This is a genomic window from Paenibacillus cellulositrophicus (genome assembly GCF_009363095.1).
Taxonomy (GTDB): Bacteria; Bacillota; Bacilli; order Paenibacillales; family Paenibacillaceae; genus Paenibacillus_AQ; species Paenibacillus_AQ favisporus.
Genome location: NZ_CP045295.1, coordinates 4590795 through 4610553 on the forward strand (window position 1 = coordinate 4590795; position 19759 = coordinate 4610553).

25 protein-coding genes are annotated in these 19759 nt (G+C 50.8%); 13 read left to right on the top strand and 12 right to left on the bottom strand.

The window, feature by feature from the left end; genetic code table 11:
• Positions 1 to 142 precede the first annotated feature (142 nt).
• Positions 143 to 550 carry an O-methyltransferase gene (locus GCU45_RS20690; RefSeq protein WP_076175130.1) on the top strand — a complete coding sequence of 136 codons (408 nt, stop codon included), beginning with the start codon at positions 143 to 145 and terminating at the stop codon, positions 548 to 550.
• 269 nt (positions 551 to 819) lie between these two features.
• Here the strand turns inward: GCU45_RS20690 and GCU45_RS20695 are convergent, their stop codons facing one another.
• Complete coding sequence (locus GCU45_RS20695; protein ID WP_152403228.1) at positions 820 to 1059, bottom strand: alpha/beta-type small acid-soluble spore protein; 240 nt, start codon at positions 1057 to 1059, stop codon at positions 820 to 822.
• Positions 1060 to 1259: 200 nt separating this feature from the next.
• Positions 1260 to 2240 (bottom strand): aldose 1-epimerase, encoded by a 981-nt coding sequence (locus GCU45_RS20700; RefSeq protein ID WP_152400204.1) that lies wholly within the window; start codon positions 2238 to 2240, stop codon positions 1260 to 1262.
• 453 nt (positions 2241 to 2693) lie between these two features.
• Here GCU45_RS20700 and trpS point away from each other — a divergent pair, with 453 nt between their 5' ends.
• Positions 2694 to 3683 (top strand): tryptophan--tRNA ligase, encoded by a 990-nt coding sequence (gene trpS, locus GCU45_RS20705; RefSeq protein WP_145026224.1) that lies wholly within the window; start codon positions 2694 to 2696, stop codon positions 3681 to 3683.
• A gap of 29 nt (positions 3684 to 3712) precedes the next feature.
• Here trpS and GCU45_RS20710 read toward each other — a convergent pair whose 3' ends face one another.
• Positions 3713 to 3898 (bottom strand): hypothetical protein, encoded by a 186-nt coding sequence (locus tag GCU45_RS20710; RefSeq protein WP_116231828.1) that lies wholly within the window; start codon positions 3896 to 3898, stop codon positions 3713 to 3715.
• Between the two features lie 119 nt (positions 3899 to 4017).
• Between GCU45_RS20710 and GCU45_RS20715 the strand changes: the two genes are divergently transcribed.
• Positions 4018 to 4233 carry an alpha/beta-type small acid-soluble spore protein gene (locus GCU45_RS20715; protein ID WP_076175122.1) on the top strand — a complete coding sequence of 72 codons (216 nt, stop codon included), beginning with the start codon at positions 4018 to 4020 and terminating at the stop codon, positions 4231 to 4233.
• 232 nt (positions 4234 to 4465) lie between these two features.
• On the opposite strand, the gene GCU45_RS20720 is transcribed toward GCU45_RS20715, so the two are convergent.
• Positions 4466 to 5449 carry a metal-dependent hydrolase gene (locus GCU45_RS20720; protein ID WP_152400206.1) on the bottom strand — a complete coding sequence of 328 codons (984 nt, stop codon included), beginning with the start codon at positions 5447 to 5449 and terminating at the stop codon, positions 4466 to 4468.
• Between the two features lie 280 nt (positions 5450 to 5729).
• Between GCU45_RS20720 and cyoE the strand changes: the two genes are divergently transcribed.
• Positions 5730 to 6665 (top strand): heme o synthase, encoded by a 936-nt coding sequence (cyoE, locus tag GCU45_RS20725; protein WP_116231830.1) that lies wholly within the window; start codon positions 5730 to 5732, stop codon positions 6663 to 6665.
• Positions 6666 to 6893: 228 nt separating this feature from the next.
• A complete protein-coding gene (locus GCU45_RS20730) occupies positions 6894 to 7505 on the top strand; it encodes an SCO family protein (protein ID WP_341874520.1) in 612 nt (203 codons plus the stop codon).
• Between the two features lie 56 nt (positions 7506 to 7561).
• On the opposite strand, the gene GCU45_RS20735 is transcribed toward GCU45_RS20730, so the two are convergent.
• The 3 genes from GCU45_RS20735 to GCU45_RS20740 all read right to left on the bottom strand — a co-directional run bounded on the left by GCU45_RS20735 (position 7562) and on the right by GCU45_RS20740 (position 9529).
• The gene (locus GCU45_RS20735; RefSeq protein WP_076175114.1) at positions 7562 to 7921 is read right to left on the bottom strand and encodes a toprim domain-containing protein; all 360 of its coding nucleotides are present in this window, start codon (positions 7919 to 7921) and stop codon (positions 7562 to 7564) included.
• A gap of 173 nt (positions 7922 to 8094) precedes the next feature.
• Entirely contained in the window at positions 8095 to 8265 is a 171-nt protein-coding gene (locus GCU45_RS33835; protein ID WP_167527032.1) for a hypothetical protein, read from the bottom strand.
• A 106-nt stretch (positions 8266 to 8371) separates the two neighbouring features.
• The gene (locus GCU45_RS20740; protein WP_152400209.1) at positions 8372 to 9529 is read right to left on the bottom strand and encodes an MFS transporter; all 1158 of its coding nucleotides are present in this window, start codon (positions 9527 to 9529) and stop codon (positions 8372 to 8374) included.
• A 361-nt stretch (positions 9530 to 9890) separates the two neighbouring features.
• Between GCU45_RS20740 and GCU45_RS20745 the strand changes: the two genes are divergently transcribed.
• Both GCU45_RS20745 and GCU45_RS20750 read left to right on the top strand, forming a co-directional pair.
• Positions 9891 to 10346 carry a hypothetical protein gene (locus GCU45_RS20745; protein ID WP_076175110.1) on the top strand — a complete coding sequence of 152 codons (456 nt, stop codon included), beginning with the start codon at positions 9891 to 9893 and terminating at the stop codon, positions 10344 to 10346.
• A gap of 39 nt (positions 10347 to 10385) precedes the next feature.
• Positions 10386 to 11537: a transglutaminase domain-containing protein gene (locus GCU45_RS20750; protein ID WP_145946617.1), complete on the top strand. Its 1152-nt coding sequence runs from the start codon at positions 10386 to 10388 to the stop codon at positions 11535 to 11537.
• 155 nt (positions 11538 to 11692) lie between these two features.
• On the opposite strand, the gene GCU45_RS20755 is transcribed toward GCU45_RS20750, so the two are convergent.
• From GCU45_RS20755 to GCU45_RS20765, 3 genes are all read right to left on the bottom strand, one after another.
• Positions 11693 to 13525, bottom strand: coding sequence for a 5'-nucleotidase C-terminal domain-containing protein (locus GCU45_RS20755; protein ID WP_152400211.1), 1833 nt, complete (start codon positions 13523 to 13525; stop codon positions 11693 to 11695).
• A gap of 102 nt (positions 13526 to 13627) precedes the next feature.
• On the bottom strand, positions 13628 to 14041 hold the full coding sequence (locus GCU45_RS20760; RefSeq protein WP_089549896.1) for an ImmA/IrrE family metallo-endopeptidase: 414 nt from the start codon (positions 14039 to 14041) through the stop codon (positions 13628 to 13630).
• 39 nt (positions 14042 to 14080) lie between these two features.
• Positions 14081 to 14539 carry a helix-turn-helix domain-containing protein gene (locus GCU45_RS20765; protein ID WP_152400213.1) on the bottom strand — a complete coding sequence of 153 codons (459 nt, stop codon included), beginning with the start codon at positions 14537 to 14539 and terminating at the stop codon, positions 14081 to 14083.
• Positions 14540 to 14800: 261 nt separating this feature from the next.
• On the opposite strand from GCU45_RS20765, the gene GCU45_RS20770 reads away from it, so the two are divergent.
• The 6 genes from GCU45_RS20770 to GCU45_RS20795 all read left to right on the top strand — a co-directional run bounded on the left by GCU45_RS20770 (position 14801) and on the right by GCU45_RS20795 (position 19114).
• On the top strand, positions 14801 to 15277 hold the full coding sequence (locus GCU45_RS20770; RefSeq protein ID WP_116231834.1) for an ArpU family phage packaging/lysis transcriptional regulator: 477 nt from the start codon (positions 14801 to 14803) through the stop codon (positions 15275 to 15277).
• A 453-nt stretch (positions 15278 to 15730) separates the two neighbouring features.
• Entirely contained in the window at positions 15731 to 16834 is a 1104-nt protein-coding gene (locus GCU45_RS20775) for a C39 family peptidase (RefSeq protein ID WP_167527175.1), read from the top strand.
• 111 nt (positions 16835 to 16945) lie between these two features.
• Positions 16946 to 17371: a hypothetical protein gene (locus tag GCU45_RS20780; RefSeq protein ID WP_152400217.1), complete on the top strand. Its 426-nt coding sequence runs from the start codon at positions 16946 to 16948 to the stop codon at positions 17369 to 17371.
• A 179-nt stretch (positions 17372 to 17550) separates the two neighbouring features.
• Complete coding sequence (locus GCU45_RS20785) at positions 17551 to 17982, top strand: phage holin family protein (protein ID WP_152400219.1); 432 nt, start codon at positions 17551 to 17553, stop codon at positions 17980 to 17982.
• The gene (locus GCU45_RS20790) at positions 17969 to 18712 is read left to right on the top strand and encodes a glycoside hydrolase family 73 protein (RefSeq protein WP_152400221.1); all 744 of its coding nucleotides are present in this window, start codon (positions 17969 to 17971) and stop codon (positions 18710 to 18712) included. Before GCU45_RS20785 ends, GCU45_RS20790 begins: the two co-directional genes overlap by 14 nt.
• An 84-nt stretch (positions 18713 to 18796) precedes the next feature.
• A complete protein-coding gene (locus tag GCU45_RS20795) occupies positions 18797 to 19114 on the top strand; it encodes a hypothetical protein (protein ID WP_094595183.1) in 318 nt (105 codons plus the stop codon).
• On the opposite strand, the gene GCU45_RS33840 is transcribed toward GCU45_RS20795, so the two are convergent.
• Together GCU45_RS33840 and GCU45_RS20800 are read right to left on the bottom strand one after the other, a co-directional pair.
• Positions 19098 to 19274 carry a hypothetical protein gene (locus tag GCU45_RS33840; protein WP_163882478.1) on the bottom strand — a complete coding sequence of 59 codons (177 nt, stop codon included), beginning with the start codon at positions 19272 to 19274 and terminating at the stop codon, positions 19098 to 19100. The genes GCU45_RS20795 and GCU45_RS33840 overlap by 17 nt on opposite strands.
• 14 nt (positions 19275 to 19288) lie before the next feature.
• Positions 19289 to 19654 carry a hypothetical protein gene (locus tag GCU45_RS20800; protein ID WP_076175060.1) on the bottom strand — a complete coding sequence of 122 codons (366 nt, stop codon included), beginning with the start codon at positions 19652 to 19654 and terminating at the stop codon, positions 19289 to 19291.
• Positions 19655 to 19759: the final 105 nt, after the last annotated feature.

Here is a 19759-nt window from a genome sequence, read left to right on the forward strand (position 1 = left end):
TGCCGAAAATAAAATTGCTTTAACGAAAATAATAGGAATTATTACCCAATTATGTTTGATGTTGTTGTATGATACTACATGCTGTCTTATAATGAGTCATAAGCCCTATGAGTTTTGGCGAATTTTGGAGAGGGGGAAAAAGATGATCAAAACCGAGCAGTTATCTTTGGCAAGGCAATTGGATTTAGTGTTTAAGGAACTGGAAGAAGAGCTGTCAGGACTATCATCCGGCACGGTGTTTGTGCAAATACGAAATAATGTCATTGGTAAATTTGGTATCCGGCATCATCCGCTGGAAGGACGGAACGGGGAAATTCATTCCCAGGATTCCGGACTGACTCCAGTACAGTACTCGTCTTTTCGTCTCATGGCTTTAGAAAGTTTAAAATACAAGCGCCACTGGACTCACGGTGAAATCAGCTACGAATTTACGATCCGGCAGGGGCTCATTGCGGTGGATGCCATCTTGGAATCCAACTATAACATGGCTAACCTGATGATCCGGTATCCGAGACATACATATCCTGAAACAGTAACAGAATTGTCGTAGTTCGTCGTGGACTTATTTTTATCATCCCTTCTTGCTTTTGTAGTATGACTTTATCCATGAATATCCGAATAGTTTGATTAGCACAGAAGACAGACCAGGCTTAGCGGAAGTTTTTCTTGCGATGATTGACTGGTTAGCTCCGCTGAAAATTTTATAAATTCGATAATTAGAAAAAGGCAGCCCTTGGAATAATCCAGAGGCTGCCTTTTGTAGGCGGGGACGGCTCGCGCCGGGCCCGGCATCATGATATCAACGTATACAAATGCAGATTATTGGCCGGAACGACCCGATAATTGCTGCTCTGCCAGTTGTACCAGACGTTTTGTGATGTAACCTCCCAAAGAACCAGTCTCACGGGAAGTGTAGTTGCCCATGTATCCGTCTTGTGGCATTTGAACGCCAAGCTCTTGTGCAGCTTCAAGTTTCAGTTGTTGAAGAGCAGCGTTAGCTTGTGGAACCACCAGGTTGTTCGAGCGGTTTCCGCGTCCTTGGTTTTGACCTTGACCCATACCCATGTTTGTCACCTCCTTTGAACTTTATGGTGTTATTATGGTGCGAAAGATTTGAAAACATGCAGCAAGAAGGGAGATATAAATTGGTAAATAGAGGATATCGCAAAAAGGGCCGCACGCTTCAAGCAGCATGCAGCCCTGTTATTTTGTAAATTTGAAAATCCGCGTTTTCCTATGCCTGATTCTAAGGAGTCGGCTTAATGGTCTTCAGAAGGATAGATCATGTCCAGCGTCAGGTCCATCTCGATCGATGCCTTCGGCTCGATCCTGATCAGACCCGTCAGGTCCGGTCCCGCGGCAAGATTGGGCGCATCCGGCAGCCAGGTATATGGCTCGATGCACAAAAATTCGTCCGCTTTGCCTTTCGTATAGAGAACCCAATGCTTATAGTACTTCGGATCCGCAGAATACTTCAGTCCGTACCCGTCACTGCGCATCAGCAGGGCTTCCGCAGGCTGTCCTTCCCCGATCCGGAGCGGAGTGTCGAAGTTGGTCCCGGCCAGATTGAGTCCTTGATTGAGCTGATCGAGCGGTCCAAGCGGGAGGAGCTCGCCGGTCGTAATTAAATCCTTATCCAGTGCATATTCTGCGCTTACAGGCAGGGTAAGCGTCCACTCTCCCGGCTGCCCGTCAAGCAAAAACCATGTATGAAAACCGATGCCGAAAGGTATCGGATGGTCCCCCAGGTGGGTAACCTTTAAATGTTGGGTCAGTTTGGACCCTTGAAGGCGAAGCGTCATTTCCAGCTTCAGCGGTGCGGGAAACTGCTCCATCCAGTGTGGATCGTCTGAGGTCAGGAACTCCGAGGTCACTGCACAGCCTTCTTCGTCTTCTTCGATATCGCTGACTCTCCAGGACTGCGTCCGGTGGAGACCGTGAATATGGTTGTCACCGGCGGTATTCCGGTCGAACTGATACGATCTGCCTTCGTATTCAAAATGGCCGCCGCGGATCCGTCCCGGGGGGATCAGCATAGGCATGCCAAAATGGTAAGGTTTTTGCAGGTAGAATTCCAGATCGTTGTCATCAGGTCTCCGAACGACCTGCCGATTTAGGGTATGGTCCAAAATGGAAATGACATTGTTTCCAAGCGATGGCAGCAGTGTGACTTCAAGCTCACGGCTATGCAGGATATAGGTATCGTATCCGTTCCATTGCCCTTTGGTCACTTGTTTCATATCGTTGCTCCTTTTTCCTCTAAATTCATTTAGCCTTCAAATATCTAACCCATATCATAACAGATTTGATGGCGTTTCGTAAAAAAAGGGGTTTGACAATTCGACGATCTGAGCTTTATCATAGGCATTGCAAAAGGCTTTCAATGATTATGTAAACACGATGACAGGGACAAGTAAGCAAAGACGGCCTAACCTTCAGAAAGCCGGTGGGTGATGTGAACCGGTGGAGCCGATTTTGCCGAATGGACCCTTGAGTGCCGCGTTGAACGGAAGCAACCATGACTTCCTGCGTAGACCGGCCGGCGATTCCACGTTACGGAAGCAGAAAGGCTGACAATTGTCGCTTCCACATGGGCGGCTTGCAGCAAATAAGGGTGGCACCACGGTCTCACGTCCCTTGCGGGCGTGGGGCCTTTTTTGTTTTTACCATTTTTAAAGTTGGAGGGATTGTTGATGAAAACCGTACTTTCCGGCATTCAACCCAGCGGCAAACTGACGCTCGGCAACTATATCGGAGCCATGAAAAATTTTGTGAAACTGCAGAACGACTATCAGTGCAACTTTATGGTCGTCGATCTTCACGCGATTACGGTACCCCAGGAACCCGAGGCGCTCCGGGAGCAGTCCGAGGCGGTAGCCGCCTTGTTTATCGCAGCGGGCATTGATCCAAATAAGGCGAACGTGTATATGCAATCGCATGTTCCGCCGCATGCCGAGCTGGGATGGCTGCTGACGACGCTCACCTCGATGGGCGAGCTCGAGCGTATGACCCAGTTTAAAGACAAATCGGCCGGCAAGGACTCCGTAGGCGCCGGATTGTTTGTCTATCCCGCGCTGATGGCGGCAGACATTCTGGTGTACAATGCGGATCTGGTTCCCGTAGGCGAAGACCAGAAGCAGCACTTGGAACTTGCCCGCGACCTGGCGGGACGTTTTAATCACCGCTTCGGCGACTATTTTACCATTCCGGAACCGTACATCCCCGAAGTGGGCGCGCGGATTATGTCGCTGGACGACGCTTCGAAAAAAATGAGCAAAAGCAATCCAAACCCGGGAAGCTATATCGCCCTCTTGGATCCGCCGGATGTCATCCGCAAAAAGATCAGCCGGGCCACGACCGATTCGGGAAAAGAAATCCGCTACGCACCGGATGAAAAACCGGAAATCAGCAATTTGATGAGTATTTACTCGCAATGCTCCGGCATGTCGCTGCAGGAAATTCAAGATAAATACGAAGGACAAATGTACGGCGGATTTAAAAAGGACCTGGGAGAAGTCATCGTAGCGACGCTCGAGCCGCTTCAGCAAAAATATGACGAAATCCGCAAGTCCGGTCAAATTCATGATATTTTGGCGCAGGGCGCAGAAAAAGCCATGGAGAAGGCATCCCGCACCGTGGCCGAAGTCAAGGAAAGAATGGGATTTCTCCCGGCCAAAAAATAACTTCCCCGGCGGCAGCAATGCCTAGCGCATTACTGGTTGCCGGGCTGCTGAAGCCGGTTCTTGCGGGCTTTGACCACAAAGCCCCACCCGATATTGAGAATTGCGAGAATGCCGAGCAGCACGGCTACCCAGCCGTTATAGCTGATGGAGACGGCGCATGCCATCAGAAGCAGGATAGACGAGGCAGCAAACCATAAAGACAAGCCTTTACTCATTGGCAAAAACCTCCATTTCATATATAGAAACTTTCTTGTATAACTGTGTCGCTGCGAGCCATACTAAGCTTGCAAGCTTGCATTTCAATAAGACGCAGAATTGAAGGGAGACTCTTATTATGGCTAGATCTCGTTCCAACAATCTGGTGGTACCTCAAGCAAACGCTGCACTGCAGCAATTGAAAATGGAAGCGGCTCAGGAGCTTGGCGTTCAAATGCCGCAAGACGGATACATGGGCAACTACACTTCCCGTGAAACCGGTTCTCTCGGGGGATACATTACGAAACGTCTGGTTCAATTGGCTGAGCAGCAACTTTCCGGCCAAGGCAGATAGTTCCATACAGGAAAGTATTTCGGGTCCGGAGCGCCGACAGGTGCTTCGGTCTTTGTCTTGCAACTACCGTGATTCTCTCTTATCCGGCAGCATCCGTCAAGAGGCAGGCTGTTTCCCGAACGGCGGGGCAGCTGAAAAACATGACGACGGAAGGATAAAAGGCGTTACGGTAAAAAAAGGGATCTGCGGAAAAATTCCGCAGATCCCTTTTTATTATGCATCCCCGCGGCACTCAGCCTGAATTGATGGAGAGCCGCTTGTTCATTTTCTTGGAGCTCAGCCAGCCAACGTAAGTATTGATCGGCTGATAATTTTTATCCATGACGAGCACAGCGACGAACGGATACTGTCTCCGGTGCCGGTAGCGCACATCTGCCCAGCGGACCACATAGCCCCAGGGCAGCGGCTCGACTTCGGCCACCGCGAAGGAGGAGAAGTACAGGAAGGCTTCCACATCGGGATGCTTCCGCGAATGCTCGACCGCCGGATGGGACTCCGTGACGGCATGCTTTCTCCATTCGAGGGCATGCCCGTTCAGTACGCCGATCTGATAGCTGCCGTCTGGATGAGACTTGACGACATGCCACTTATTATAGGAAATGGTCGGAATGACGAAGTAACGTTCTCCCGGCTTACGGCTCTCATCCAGCCGCATCACTTCCCGGGTGCGCATCGAATGGGCGCCGGTCCGCCAAATATAATAAAACACCGTCAGGATATATACGACAGTGAACAGAGGTGCAGGATGTACCGCTCCCGTACTCCAGAGCAGAACAGCCAGGGCGTGCAGCGCGAAAATAAACGGGTCAAAAATATGAATGATGTTCCACGAAATCCACTTTTCCGTCACGGGCCTGAAGGCCTGGGTTCCGTACGTGTTGAACAGATCGCTGAACACGTGCAGACAGACGGCGATGCCGGTCCAGAGCACGATATGCCCGGATGGGACACCGCTGAACAGAAGGGACAGGATTCCGCTGATCAGAGCGGTCCAGATGACGAGAAACGGCAGGGAATGAGTAATCCCCCGGTGATTTTTTACATAGAGGGCATTGCTCTTGAACCGCAGCAGGCCGTCGAAATCCGGAGCCTGCGAACCGATGACAGTGCCCAGCAGCACCGCGGCGGCAAGCGTGGGACTCGCGGCAACCGCCGGATCGACGTAGGCGAGACCGGCCAGGCTGAGTCCAATCACAAAATGTGTGGCAGTATCCATTTACCATGTCTCCTTCTTGTTGTTCTTTATTCTATTGTAACAAACCCGGAAGCTGATTTCCTTTCCGGCAGAATGCCTCAATATAGTTACTACCCAATATTGGATGAATTTATTAGTGTTTGACCATACTATTACGTGTCGCTAATACGTGTCACTAAATTGTCAAAATGGTGAATGATTTTGGAGAGGATTGTCAAACACTTTTACCTTTTGATATGATAAACTTTATAGCGGAGGGCAAGTTCCTCCATAATGACAGAACTAAGGAGGATCTTAAGGCGTGGATAATCACTTGACTTACCAAGCTCCTTCGGATTCCGCAGCGCTTTCCATCAATCAAACGCCACCCAATCCATCGGCAACTTGGAAAGATTTTATCACATTAACTAAACCCGGTATTCTCCGGTCTAACTTAATTGCTGCATTTGCAGGTTTCTGGGTCGCATCCCAATGGGATATTCATATAGGCAAGATGATTCTGACTCTATTGGGAACCATGCTGGTTATGGCTTCCGCCTGTGTCTATAACAATTATTATGATCGTGAACTGGATATGAAGATGGAACGGACGCGTAAACGTACGCTTCCGGCCGGCCGCATAAAGCCAGCAGTTGTACTCTGGTATGCCTTTATTCTAGGTGTGCTGGGACTCGCTGACCTTTTTATTTTTTCAGGGGTTATGGCCGGCATCTTCGGGGTTATCGGTATGTTCGTCTATGGAGTCGTTTATACGATGTGGCTGAAACGGACGTCCACCTGGAGTACTTCCGTCGGCGCGATTTCGGGGGCTATGCCGCCGGTAATCGGTTATGTTGCCGTAACGGGTACGGTAGATATGGGCGCTGTTCTGCTGTTTGCGATGCTGTTCTTGTGGCAGCCGCCTCACTTCTGGGCTCTCGCCATCCGGCGTGTCGAAGAATACAGAGTGGCGGGATTCCCGCTGCTGCCGGTCGTCAAAGGCGTTAAGCGTACCAAGATTCAATGTATTCCTTACCTGGTATTGCTTGTTCCGGTACCGGTATTAATGTATGCATACGGATATGTGGGCATTTACTTCATGATCATTTCGCTTTTGCTGTCCCTGATCTGGCTGTACTATGGCATGAAGGGATTTACCGCCAAAGACGATGAAGCATGGGCTAAGAAAACATTCTTCTTCTCGATAAACTACTTGACCTTGAGCTTGATCGCAATGATTTTGAACACAACTCACTAAGTTCTTACCCAGAATCCCATGGAATCATGGGATTCTTTTAAAAGGAAGAAATGAAAGCCTGTTCACCCGGGCACAAGCGGGTCACCCGGCCGTCAGGGCGGATGGTCCGCGTCGGTGTTACATAACAAACTACTGCCTGTAGTCCTGGGGAGGCAGGGCGGCATCTGAGATGTCCGCCGGCATAAGGGACAGCAGGAAGCGTGATTAGGGAGAGGGGAACGAATTTCGATGTTGAAGCGCTACAAATGGACATGGATTTTGCTGGTGGTGATCGTGATTGGAGCAGGGTACCTGGTATATAACGCCATGGGATTCGGCAAAGAGAAGCTGCCGGTCATCAGCCAGGTCGGAGATTTTTCGTTTGAAAATGTGGATGGCAAAACGGTAAGCCTGGACGATACCAAAGGCAAGGTCAGATTGTTCTACTTCTTCTACACCAGCTGCCCGGACGTATGCCCGGTAACGACCTTCATGCTGTCGCAGACGCAGAAGCAGCTCGTCAAGGACGGAACCTTCGGCAAAGACGCCGAGTTCGTCTCGATCTCCTTCGATCCGAAGGTAGATACCCGGGAGAAGATCAAAGAGTTCGGGGACAAGTTTAATGTCGATTACAACGGCTGGTACTTCCTGAGAGGCGAAGATCAGCAGATCCGCGATCTGGCCGAAAAGTCGTTCAAAATCGCCATTATGGGAGACAACAAGGACAACTTCTCCCATGCCAACATTATCGCTCTTGTCGACCGGGACAATCAGGTCCGCAAGCTGTATAACGCCAACAATACGGATGAAGTTACGGCAGAATCCCTTGCCAAGGACGTTGAGTCGTTGGCCAAGGAATAATCAAACAGGAAGGCGCCACGATCCCCGGCATGCTCCGGATGGGTAGGCGCCTTTTTTTAATCTTTGGACCATACGGTGTAGGAATCGGGATAAACGATAAATTCCTCAAGCCCCGCTTTTTCCAGCTGGGAAATGATATATTCATCCGGTGTGCCCTCAACGCCCCGGTATCCCCGTCTTGTGTAGATGTGGCCTGCATCCGGGAAGGCATCCCGGAGAACGCCGCGAATCCTTTTGCCGGAGCTGTCGTTGTCCATAAACAGATAAACCTCGCTGTCCTTAATTTCTTTGCGCAAAGACTCGAGCCTTGTCGTGTTTAACGTTCCGTATGTGCACACAATTTGAATTTCGGGATCCAGCAGGCGGCGGACCTTACTGCGGTCGTTTTTTCCCTCGACAATAATATAAATCGGCATGGTGGCTCACCTCGGACTAAGAGAAGGATGTTTGTCTCGAAATTCCCCGGGAAATGTTGAAGCTTAGGTCCGGGTAATTCTAGTGTAGCTTTTTTTCGGCAAGCCATGCAAAAAAAGTAAAACGATCTGTCCAGCAGGGTAGACAGACCGTTTAATATGGGAAGATCGCCGTTCTAGCACCAGAATGCACGCAAAATGATGACAAGCAGGATAAACAGTACCAGTACGATGCCTACGTTACTGTGAGGCACACACGGAGCTACCGCCACTGGAGCTACCTTGGTTGCAGGAGCGGCCACCGGTGCTACTACAGGACCACAGCCGCAGTGAGAATACAAACCCATCGAGATCACCCCTCTTTCTTCCTGGTCGGTTAACACAATCCATCTTATGTGGGTGAGTGCAGGAATTATTGTGCAGTGGCCTATCTCTCGATTTTTAGGCTTATGTCTACACCGGATTCTCGTTCATATGGGGATGAATCGCAGACCCCTTGCGGTTGATGGGGATCATCATAAGTCCCGCCATGAGGAGGACAAAAGCAATGTAGTACGGTGACACGGATCCTCTCAGCTGGCCGGCGGCGATCGGACCGATGAAGGAGCCGATGGACATGGCGATGGACTGGAGCGAAAAGATCCTCCCCAGCTTGCTGCCGCCGCTGAGCTGGATAAACATGGAGGCAAGTCCAGGGAAGATGATGCCTTTTGCCGAACCGAGAATAAACAGGATAACGACCAGCGGCACATGAGGAAACGCGGCCATGCCAAAGAAGCAAAGAGCCATCAATAGAACGCCTGCGATGACCCTTTTGTAGGGTGAATAGCGGTTGATAAACAGCATGCTCAGCGTAACCAGGGCGCCGATGCTCAGGACGGAAAACAGGATGCCGGTCGATTTGATGCCTTCCACCCCAGTATCGCGCAATGGCAGCTCGAAGAACAGGATCCCTTGGGAACAGGAAACGACAAAGGGGAGGATAAAATAGCGCCAGGATACGCTGGGGGCAGGGGACGACATTGCAGCTTCTTCATTACCGCCATGGGCATCCGTCATCGCCTTGACCGGTTTCGGGACGCTGAAGACCGCCATGACGCCGGTTGCAATCAGCAGCCACCCGAGACCCTGGAACGTTGTCGAATAACCGGTATGTGCCACGATAAAGGCTCCCGCAGCCGGCGACACGACCGAGGCCAGGGTATGCACGACGCCATGACCGGACATATACTTGCCCTGGGTCACTTCGTTTTTGGACAGGGATGCGAGCAGGGCAAGGCAGGCCGGCGACAAGAAGGCCAGCACAAAGCCGCTGATTGACCGCAGGACCAGCAGCTGCCAAGGGTACTGCACATGCGCCTGCAGCAGGAGGACGATGCCGGCCGATACGAGGCTGAAAATGATATAGCGCCGGCTGCCATGCTTGTCGATGACCGTACCTGCAATCAAATTGCCGGGCAAATGGGTGAGTGCGTAAATGCCCATCATCCACCCGATAAAGACCGGCGCTGCTCCCAAGGAGACCGCGAATGGCGTGAGTATGGGGTACTGGGCGTGAAGGTCGAAGAAGGCGAGAAACAAAAACATGTACAGCCAAATAGCAGTTTTCACGTGAGCAGCTCCTTTTTCGCAGATTCATCATCTGTACGTTCGGTGGAACGGGTTGGCCCGCGGATGAGACAACCATTCGTTCATCAATCTACGTGTACGTTTCTACTTGGCGGCTTAGACCCTCTTTTTTGGGACGGGCAAATCGATAGCTTGGCAGGTGACGTAAGACTGGACTGCTGTATGCCGGGCAGGTTGTGGATTTCTTAATATTGGAGGCACCTACTCCCCGGGAACGACGGAAAGCCCCGTCTAAGGGCTGGCTGACAGCCGATGTCCGGATCATGTATAATCGAATGGTAGTTTCTAAATCACTTGATAGGGTGGCTTAAGCCCTTCAGGTCGATGGGAGTGTGTTTTTGAAATGGATATGCAGGTATGGTCCGATTTTCTGCAGCAAAACTGGTTGGTGATCGTGATTGCCCTTGTCGTGCTGTTTATTGTCCTGAATCTGGTCAAGACGATGGTCAAATGGGCGCTCGTCATCATCATCGTGCTGGCGCTTGTCGTATACAGCGGCATCTCCTTGGAGCAGATCAATCAGGTCGTAACGACGGTGAAGGACGAGACCGTAGATACGCTGAAGAACGAGGCTATGGATGTCATGATGAAGGAAGCCAAGGATGCCAAGTATGCAGACAACGGGGACGGAACGTTTACGATCACGACGCCGAACCTGGAAATGAAGGGAACCAAAGGAAGCGACAAAGTGGATGTCACGTTCCGCGGCGTACCCCTCGGGCAGTGGAAGATCAACGACACGGTCAAATCGTTTATCTCCGAATCCCAGAGCCAGGCGGGCGGTTCAAATGGAAAATAAAGGACTTAATCCATGCACCAACGTGGAGGGGGTCATCTTATGCTGCAATCATGGATAGAAAGTCTTAAGGAATTTAACATCATCAGCATCCTGCTGCTGCTGATCCTGCTGGTGTCCCTGCTTCAGGGCTGGGGACGGGGCGCATCCCGCTCTGCGGGAAGGCTGCTGTCCCTGCTGAGGGAAAGCGTCTTTATTCTGCTGGGGCTGGTGCTTGCGGTTCCTTTTACCTTGTGGGTATCACCCAGAGTTCAGGAATGGCTTGCCGATTATGCCAGCCAGCTCCCGAACCGGGATTTGAAAATGTGGGAGCAGATTTACTATACGTTCATTACGGCGATGGCCGATTTTCCGCTGATGCGGTTTGCGGTCATCTTTATCGTGAGCTATAGCATCATCCGTATCCTGATCCGTTGGTTGACGGTGCTGATCTTCGGCGGGAGCAGCGCGCTCTTTAACCCGGGCGGGAAGTCCTCTGCTTCGCTGCTGAGCCGATTGGCCGGTGCGTGCATCGGCCTCTTGATCGGGGCAGGACGGTGTATCGTCGTCGTTGCGCTGCTGTTCGTGTACGTATCGCTGTATCCGCACACCTCGTTTACCCAATACGTGGAGGCGTCGCCGATCTATAAAGAAGGGGCGCAGCGGGTCATCGAGCCGTTGTCGGGTCACTTGGTAAAAGACAAGCTTCCGGTATTCACGAAAGCTGTCGAAAAAGAGCTGAACGGCATCATGCAGCGCAAATACGAGGTGATCGACCACGCGATTCCTTCGGATATCGAGGCGGCCGCCGCCGAGATCGTCAAGGGCGCGGATACCGACGAGGAAAAGGCGCGTAAATTGTATGATTGGGTCGGCACCCGGGTGCAGTACGATTACGGCAAGGTCGATGATTACGAGCAGCGGGGCATTTGGCATGAACAGACGCCGCAGGATACGTTCAACACGAAAAAGGGCGTCTGCATCGATTATGCCAGACTGTATGCAGTGATGGCCCGGTCCCAGGGCCTGCAGGTGAAGGTGGTCACCGGCCAAGGCTATGACGGCCAGGGCGGATATGGACCGCATGCCTGGAATGAAGTGTATTTGCCTGAAAAGAACAAGTGGGTGCCGCTGGATCCGACATGGGCGCAGAGCGGCGACTGGTTCAATCCTCCGAAGTTTGCGGAGACGCATATTAAGGAGCAGATGCTGTAATTCAAGCTGGTATATCTAATGGTATAGGATCATTGAAAAAAATCCCCTTGCCCGTTCTGGGCAAGGGGATTTTGTGCTTTGATAAGTGGTGCTTTGAAGCTGGATGCTGGGCTTCATTCCCGAGTTTCGCAGCTTCCTTAAGGTTGCCGTCAAGGTTACGCAGGCAGCTTGATTTGCTGGCCGGGATAAATCCGGTTGGCGTTCTTGATATGATTCAGGTCGCGCAGCGTCTGCCAGGTCGTGTCGTATTTCAGCGAGATGCTGTACAGCGTGTCGCCTTTCTTGACGATATAGACCTTCGCGGCTGGAGCAGGGGCCGGTTTGACTTCTGGCTGCGGCTTGGCTGGCGCTGCCGGCTTCGAAGGCGTCGACGTTTCCGGTTTGGCCGGCGTTGGCGCAGCTTCGGACGGTGCCGGCGCTGTCGTTGCCGCAGGGGCAGGGCCTTCGGTAATCCGACCGGCCGGTCCTTCCGGAATCAGCTTGCCCTGCTGGATATAGTTGATCAGGGCTTCGTCAAGGGCGCCGTACATGCCGGCTTGCGGATACTTCGTGAACATCGTGTATTCGTCGCCGCCGACAGCCATAAAGTCATTGGTCGCGAGCGAATACGTGGCGTCCGGATCGAGCGCTTTATCGCCGATCTTCACGGAGTGAACACGGCTTCCTTTCGGCTTGGACGTATCAATCTTAAACGTCACCCCGGAAACCTGGGAGAAGCCTCCCTTGGACTGCGGATAGTCGGATACGCCGTTCTCGAGGGCCGCCTTAATATCAGAGCCTTTAACCTTCAGCTGCACGATTTGGTTGCCGAATGGCAAAACCGTAACGATGTCGCCTTTGGTGATTGTGCCGGCTTCGATCGACGCGCGGATGCCTCCGCCGTTCGTGATCGCCACATCCGATTGGCTCACATCGCGCATCGCATCGGCTAGCAGGTCACCGAGGTTAGTTTCGCCGGTGCGCGCTTTCTCGCGGGAACCCTCCAGCTTCACAGGCGTCTCGCCGACTTTTTCCTTCAGAATCGGCTCCTGCTCCTTCTGAATGGATGCGACCAGATCGGCGACCTTCGGGTCGGCCTTGATATCGGCAGCTTCCTTCTCATCGATCAGCGTGGCTTCTTTCTTCACCACTTTATGGTTGTCGACCCACAGATCGACGACGCCGACATATTTCGTGTATTCGCCGGCGCTGGCGATCAGCGTGTTGTTGTCGGCCATCAGGCCGTTTTCCAGAACCGTATGGCTGTGTCCGTCGATGAAAATGTCGATGCCGGGCACTTCCTTAACGACCTTAAGGCTGGTGTCGACACTCGATTTGTCCTGACCGAGGTGGCCAACTACGACAACGACGTCGACCTGCCCGCGGATTTCGTTCACCCATTTCTTGGCTTCAGCCGATGGGGCGGCGAACTTCAGCCCGGTGACGTTGGTCGGGTTCGTCTTATATGCGGTCTCCGGCGTGCTGAGGCCGATAATGCCGAACTTGACGCCGTCGACTTCCTTGATTATGTAAGGCTTGAAGAGGGTAGTGCCGTCAGACTGGATGACGTTCGCGCTCAGCATCGGGAACTTTAACTCCTTGGAGAGTTCCACGAGATGCTTCCAGCCGTAGTTGAATTCGTGATTGCCCGGAACCATGGCGTCATAACCCATTTCGTTCATGACCTTCACGATGCTCTCGCCTTGAACGAGCGTGGCAAATGGCGTACCGTGTACGGCATCACCCGCATCAAGAACGAGCGTATCCGGATTTTTGCTGCGGTATTGGTTAAAGATTCCTGTGACCTTGGCAAATCCCATTTCAGGGGATGCTTCTACCGCACGGCCGTGCATATCATTCGTGTGCAAAATCGTAATATGCTTGCCGGACGGGGCGGATGGCTCCGGGGTATTCCCGGTTGTACCCTCTGCCGCTGCTGCCGCCTGGGCCGAACCAGCCAACAGCACCGCGCTGAACAGAAGGGAGGTGAACCATTTCCTTGTGATCATGAATCTCATAACCTCCTAAATCATATTGGATAAATTTTCCTTCCCTATTATTCTAATAAACTATCGGAATGGTGAAATAAGACTTATGAATCATTTATTGGCCTAAGGTTGAATATAAGTGTGCATTTCCGGCGGAATGCCGACACGCTTGCAGTAGGTTTCAGCCGTTTCGCCCTGCAGTATCGCCGTCCCAGCGGACAGAAGGCCGACGGCAAACCGGTTGGCCTGCCGCTCCAGCTTGCCGGGGGCAAAGTAGGAATGCTCCTCCAGAAAAAAACGGTTGATCCCCTTATGGAGCCGGTCATGGCCGAGCTCATGCGCGCAGACAAACCGCTGCCACTCGGGGGACAGCTCGCTGTGAATCACAATGAACCGCCGTCTCAGTTTCCGGTAATAGAGTCCCTTGGTGGATTTGCCGAGATCCAGGTAACGGATATGAATGCCAAGGGACCGGGAAAGTTCGAAAGGGCAGCTGGTCTTATATTTTCGGATTAGCTTTCGAATCATTTCATCCATAGGATTCACCTGCAAGTTGTGGATTGTTCGTCCCACCCATCACGAAGAAGAGGGGCTGTCCGGAGAACCTGGCTCCTTCTTCTTCCGTTTATTCATCTGCTTCGCTTCCCAGAACAGCCCGGTGAGGACATCCTTGATGCGCTGCTTGTCCTCGGCGTCCAGCGGAATTCCGTCGAACATCAGCTCTCCGTCTTCCTCCAGCATTTTCTTGAAATCCCGCTTGTCCTTATAGGTCGCCCATGCCGGCGCTTCCTCCCGTAATCCTTTGGGAGCCCCGTCTGCATCCCAAAACCCTGCTGCGCTCATCAGTTCGCCGTAAGGAACTTCCAGCGCGTCCGCGAGCTTCCGGATGGTCGGCGGTTTGGGCACGCCCCGAATCCCGTTCTCCATGCGGGAAATTTGCGAATTGCTGATGCCCGAGGCTTCGGCAAGCTGGTTGATCGTCATGCCCTTCTGCTCGCGCAGCCGCTTAAGCACGGCTCCGAATTCTTTTTCCACGGTTTAGCCACTCCCTCTATGACGTTGATCTATTTCTATCCGTTACTATAATCGAATGTTGCCAAAAGGTAAAGAAAATGATGTTATAATTACCAAATGGCATGAAAGAAAAAGGAATCCGGAGTGAAATGGTGGTTAAGCCGGGATTTCCGGGTTTTACGGGATACCCAAAAAGTGGTATGTTAACATCATTATACGAACAAAAATGCGAACAAGCCACAGTTTTTTTAGGTGAACATCCATGAAGGAGCGTGTTTGAATATGGATCAAATGCTGCCGCAGCTGGACCGCCGCAAGACCCAGGCCGCCGTTGAAGCGATTTTGGAGAAATACCGGATCTATAAAACGATTACGTTTGAAGTCAGGGAAGCGAGCGTTACCGCCTCTTATACCGAACGGTTTCACGGACCGACCAACGTGACCTCGGACCAGACGGCGCAGGTCGCCGTCTACAATGTGGACGCGCCTGCGGCCCGCCAGGCATACTGCCGGATGATCGAGTCGATCGTGGAACGGCTGGGCGAACGGGAACAGACACTGATCCGCGAACGGTATATGAAGGAAGATGACGTCTTCGATTATAAAGTCTACAATTACGTGCTCGACCCGCCGGTCAGTAAGGACACGTACACGAAAATACGAACGCGAGCCTTCTATAAAATGGCGCTGGCGTTTGCAGACCGCGGGCTGCTGACGTTATCCGAGCTTCAAAAAGCCAAAGCCTGCAATTCCAAATAAAGCCCGCTCATAAGCGGGACAAGCCGGGGACCGGAAAGGTCTTCGGCTTTTTTCTTATCTAATGGGAAACGGGAGTTTCGGGGGATGAATCGGCCGTAGAAGTACTGATCCTAACCATTCCTATTTGGAATAAAAAGGATGTAAAAATACGAACATATATTCGTACTATTTTCCGCCGATAACCGTCCGAACTGCCGTCAGCGTTTTCGAATCCGGGGTGTAAGATTATATCATCGGGAATGAAGCAAAGGGACGTACCGAACACAATCAGTGGATGTTAAGCCGGCCGGAAGGGCCGGTTTTTTTTGCGGACGTGTACCTGCTCATTGCCCGGTAAGCTTTGATCAGAGAGAAAGGAGGGGGCCGAGTTGATTGAACTGCGGTCATCTTAGTAAAAAACTATGATATTCGAACCTTAGCATGAATCACACTAAACAATTGGGAGGTTTACAAATGAAAAAATTAACTGTTGCAGCTATGTCCGCAATTCTAGCGCTTACGCTTACCGTCCCTGGTGCTTTTGCTTCCGAATCAACATCAGCGAAACTTGATATTTCAGCGATAGCAACGAAGAAAATCGCCGAGCGGGTTCAGTTGGGGCACGATGACTTTGTGGGAGTTACAATTGGCAAAACCATTGGAATGAAAGATGAAAATGAACAAGTTACTAAAACTCTTGTTGTGCTTCAACGGGGAAATGAAGTAGCGGGATACTTCGTCATTGATAATGAAAAGGGACTACTTCTAGAATTTGCTACCGGTAGTGTATATCCTGGGCAAGGTGAGAATGAGGGTAACCTTTATTATTTTGGTCCGCTTTTTTATGCCAACAAGATCAATGACACAGATTTCAAAGATTTAAAAACCAAAAAGTCATTTAACAAAAAGGTATTGGCCGAAGTAAAGTCAAAAAAAGATAAAGCCAAATCTATTTTGGAGCCATCTCCAGCGATCGCGCCGCCAGCAGAGAATGGTGAAGTTGGGACTAATACAATTATAAATTATGAATACGGTTATATTAACGGTGTGCCAGATTATCAGCAAAACGATAACCCGAGTATGGATAATGACTGCGTTCCCACATCCGGTGCTAATACAATCATGTACTGGCGAGGCCAAGGGTACACAGCTCTTTCCTCCAGCGGGATTTGGACGAATGTTGCGGATCGTCTAGGCGTACTTATGAAGCATAATAATACTTATGGTGTTTACAGTAGCGATATTGCTCCAGGATTGAACGCTTATTTTAAAGAAAAGGGATATACTAACTTCAGTACAACACGAGATACATCGCCAACTTTCGGGGAGATGAAGACAGAGGTAAATGCAAAAAGTCCGGGGTTTTTAAGGCTGGAACACTATGGATATATCCCGGAGGGCTCGGATGGCGGGCACTTGGTCAACTTGGTCGGTTATGAGACTTATACTCAGACTGATGACTGGTCTAATCCGCAATATGCAATTGTGCATGACAATTGGAAAACGACAGGAACCGATGTGTATTTGCTGTTGGGGCAATACGGTTCAATAACGGATATGTGGAAAGTTAGGGATTAAACGTTTAGATCAGCGAACGCTTGGATATATCCAAGCGTTTGCTTGTTTTTTGCGTACGGATGAAACTTTATTAGTAAAATAATCGTTTGTAAAAAAAAGGAGGGATTATTTATGAAAAAAAAGCCATTGTTGTTGCTTTCATTAATAACTATTCTATTACTCTTATGCAGTGGCTGTAACAAAGATAGTTCATCAAATAAGGAAGTAATCGATTCATCACCAAGAGAACTGCAGGCTTTCTATCCGGGTGACATTACCAAGGTTGATGCCATAAAAATTGTTAGTGGGAGCGACGGAATTCCGAAGACCATCAGTGATCCAACACAAGTTAAGAATTGGATTGAACATATTCGTCATTTAACAGTCGTCCCTGATATAAATCCACAAGACTCAAGTGGCGTTTTATTCCATGTTACTTTGTTGGAGCAGAAACAAGAAAAGTTAAATGTAACGCCAACCAATATTGATCATACTCCTATAAAGCCAAACACACAGTTAGCTGAACTCATGAAGGAACTTTATGGGAATGCTGATTAGCAAGCAAACCAAGGGACAGAGAAATTACTAAAAAATGCAGTTTAAAGAATACAAAGAGTGAGACCTGCCGGCCAAAAGAGGCCGGTTTTTTCGAGTTTCAAGAAGTTATGGAACGAAGTGGTAGTAGGAATTCGTTTGCCTTACACGGGTCATTTTTTCAATCAAAGGAGGTCATCCCCATGGAAGAGCGCATCGCCCTGACGTTAAAGGCACTGTCAACGGCATTTGGCGCGATTGCCGGGTATTTGTTCGGAGGCTGGAACGTCCTGATCAACCTGCTGCTCATTCTCGTTGTGGTCGATTGGCTTACCGGATTTGGCGTAGCGTGGGTGAACGGACAGCTAATGAGCCGGAAGGGATTTTACGGCATTGCCCGTAAGATCGCCGTGTTTATGATGGTTACCGTTGCCCACTTTATTGATGTCGTGCTGGGAAACTTGAAGTATTTTCAGAACGCAGTGATCTTCTTCTATCTGGCTAACGAGTTGCTCAGCATTTTGGAGAACGTAGGCCGTATGGGGCTTCCAATCCCCAAGGTGTTCCAGCGGGCCATTGAAATATTGGAAAGTAAGTCGGAAGAGGAGGAGTCCGCCACACATGAACCCAAATGAATTCATCGCCACCCTCGCCCCCTGCGCCATCGCTGACATGCAGGCCACCGGTGTTCCAGCTTCCTTAACCATCGCCCAGGCGATTCTGGAATCCAACTGGGGGACAAGCGGTCTTGCCCGGCAGGCAAACAACCTGTTCGGCATCAAAGGAAAGGGCACAGCGGGAAGCGTAGAAATGCCCACCACAGAGTATGTCAACGGCAAGGCGGTGAAGGTGGCGGCATCTTTTCGCAAATACCACTCCTGGACGGAGTCCATTGCCGACCATTCCAAGCTTTTGCTGAACGGCACCAAGGACAAGCCGACGCGGTACCACGGTGTGCTGCGCGCAGATTACCGGCAAGCGGCCGAAGCAGTTTGGAAAGGCGGCTACGCGACCGATCCGAAGTACCCGTCCAAGCTGATCGCGATTATGGAGCAGTATGGGCTGCCTCAATATGATACATGGAGAGGAGATCACACCGAAATGAGTGTTAACATTACTGAGCTCGCACAACAACTGGATGACTTGAAGAAAAAAGCGGAACGCCTGACCCAACTTGAGATCCTTCTGCAAAAGGTGGAGCAGCGAATTACCTCGCTGGAGGCGCGGCAACAGATGGAGGTTCCGGCCTGGGCGGAATCCGCGGTAAACGCGGCGGTTGAGGCGAAGATCATAAGCACCCCGGTGAACGGAAGCTACGATCTGTACAGGGTGCTGACGATTTTACAGCGGCTGAAGGTGCTCTAACGAGAACGCTAGTACCAACCATATAGAGATAAGTCAGGCAAGAGGGAAATCATAATTTTTTCATACTAAAAGGGAGGCATCGCTATGCTGATTTATGAATACCAACCGACCATACAGACGTTTTCGCTGCTGGAGCCGCTTCTGCCGGGCTGCGTGCGGGAACGCATCAAGGCGATTATGGACGCCGCCCCGGAAGCGATGTTTTTTTGTAAAATCGAGGACCTGAACCCGAGCATCCGCGTGTATCTCCTGGAACACGATCCGGTGGACGACTATACAGAGTGCCATCTGCTGTCATGCGACCGGATCGGTCAGGACTATGAATACCTGAGTCTTTCCGTGGAACAGGCCCGTTCCGTGGAAAGGTTCGCAGCCCAGATCCCCGTTATTTCCCGGAGTTAGCGGAAGCTTGCTCGCGTTTGACCCGCTCGTATTCTTCCTCGATCGTTTTGGACAGCAGCTCCGTGGCGGTCATGTTCAGCTTCTTGGCCGCTTCGGCAAGCTGCTTTTTAATGTAGGCAGGCACGTCGTAATGAAATTTAACCTTGTTGCCGTATGGCATAACCCAAACCCCCTTTACCCCATAACTTCCTGGTACTTACGCTCGATAATCCGGATTAGCAGCTGGGTAGCGGACATATCCTGCAGCGCAGCCGCTTCGATCAGCTTCTCTTTGATTTCCGGCTGGAACTCGTATGGCAGCTTGAGCTTCGGTTCGGACATGTGGCCTTCCATCGTTTTTTCCGCATCAATTGCGAGCTTCACCAGCTCGTCCAACGTCGAAGTCTGGGATGCTTCGCGGCCGTATTTTGGCAGCACCCGGATCAAATACTGCTTCAGCGACTTCTGGTCTTCCTCGGCGATGTCCAGCTGCAGCCGGTCTTCTTCGACGTTCAGCTTGCAGTCCACGTGATAGCCAAACAGGTTAATCGAATAGTTCATGCAAAAGCCCCTCCTTGGATATTTGTTGTTTATTATATAGTGTATCGATACGCATTACAATATAATAATTTTATCCGTTTGATATAGCTTCCACTCCTCAGTAAT